The following is a 1,066-nucleotide window of genomic DNA, read 5'->3' as shown; positions in this document are numbered from 1 at the left end:
TAAGGAGGTGATCCAGCGCCAGGTTCCCCTAGCGCTACCTTGTTACGACTTCACCCCAGTCATGAACCACAAAGTGGTAAGCGTCCCCCCGAAGGTTAAACTACCTACTTCTTTTGCAGCCCACTCCCATGGTGTGACGGGCGGTGTGTACAAGGCCCGGGAACGTATTCACCGTGGCATTCTGATCCACGATTACTAGCGATTCCGACTTCATGGAGTCGAGTTGCAGACTCCAATCCGGACTACGACGCACTTTTTGGGATTCGCTCACTTTCGCAAGTTGGCCGCCCTCTGTATGCGCCATTGTAGCACGTGTGTAGCCCTACTCGTAAGGGCCATGATGACTTGACGTCGTCCCCACCTTCCTCCGGTTTATCACCGGCAGTCTCCCTGGAGTTCCCGACATTACTCGCTGGCAAACAAGGATAAGGGTTGCGCTCGTTGCGGGACTTAACCCAACATTTCACAACACGAGCTGACGACAGCCATGCAGCACCTGTCTCAGAGTTCCCGAAGGCACCAATCCATCTCTGGAAAGTTCTCTGGATGTCAAGAGTAGGTAAGGTTCTTCGCGTTGCATCGAATTAAACCACATGCTCCACCGCTTGTGCGGGCCCCCGTCAATTCATTTGAGTTTTAATCTTGCGACCGTACTCCCCAGGCGGTCTACTTAACGCGTTAGCTCCGAAAGCCACGGCTCAAGGCCACAACCTCCAAGTAGACATCGTTTACGGCGTGGACTACCAGGGTATCTAATCCTGTTTGCTCCCCACGCTTTCGCATCTGAGTGTCAGTATCTGTCCAGGGGGCCGCCTTCGCCACCGGTATTCCTTCAGATCTCTACGCATTTCACCGCTACACCTGAAATTCTACCCCCCTCTACAGTACTCTAGTCTGCCAGTTTCAAATGCTATTCCGAGGTTGAGCCCCGGGCTTTCACATCTGACTTAACAAACCACCTGCATGCGCTTTACGCCCAGTAATTCCGATTAACGCTCGCACCCTCCGTATTACCGCGGCTGCTGGCACGGAGTTAGCCGGTGCTTCTTCTGTCGCTAACGTCAAA

At 53.6% G+C, this 1,066-nt stretch carries 1 rRNA gene; it reads right to left on the bottom strand.

Going from position 1 to position 1,066, the window contains the following annotated elements:
* Positions 1–1,066: ribosomal RNA gene (locus tag R7E38_RS22795) — 16S ribosomal RNA — on the bottom strand; the annotation flags it as partial.

The sequence above is a fragment of the Vibrio sp. Vb2131 genome, from assembly GCF_033338535.1.
GTDB classification, from domain to species: Bacteria; Pseudomonadota; Gammaproteobacteria; order Enterobacterales; family Vibrionaceae; genus Vibrio; species Vibrio alginolyticus.
Note: the sequence above shows the minus strand (reverse complement) of the source record. Positions and strands in the feature narration are given on the sequence as shown.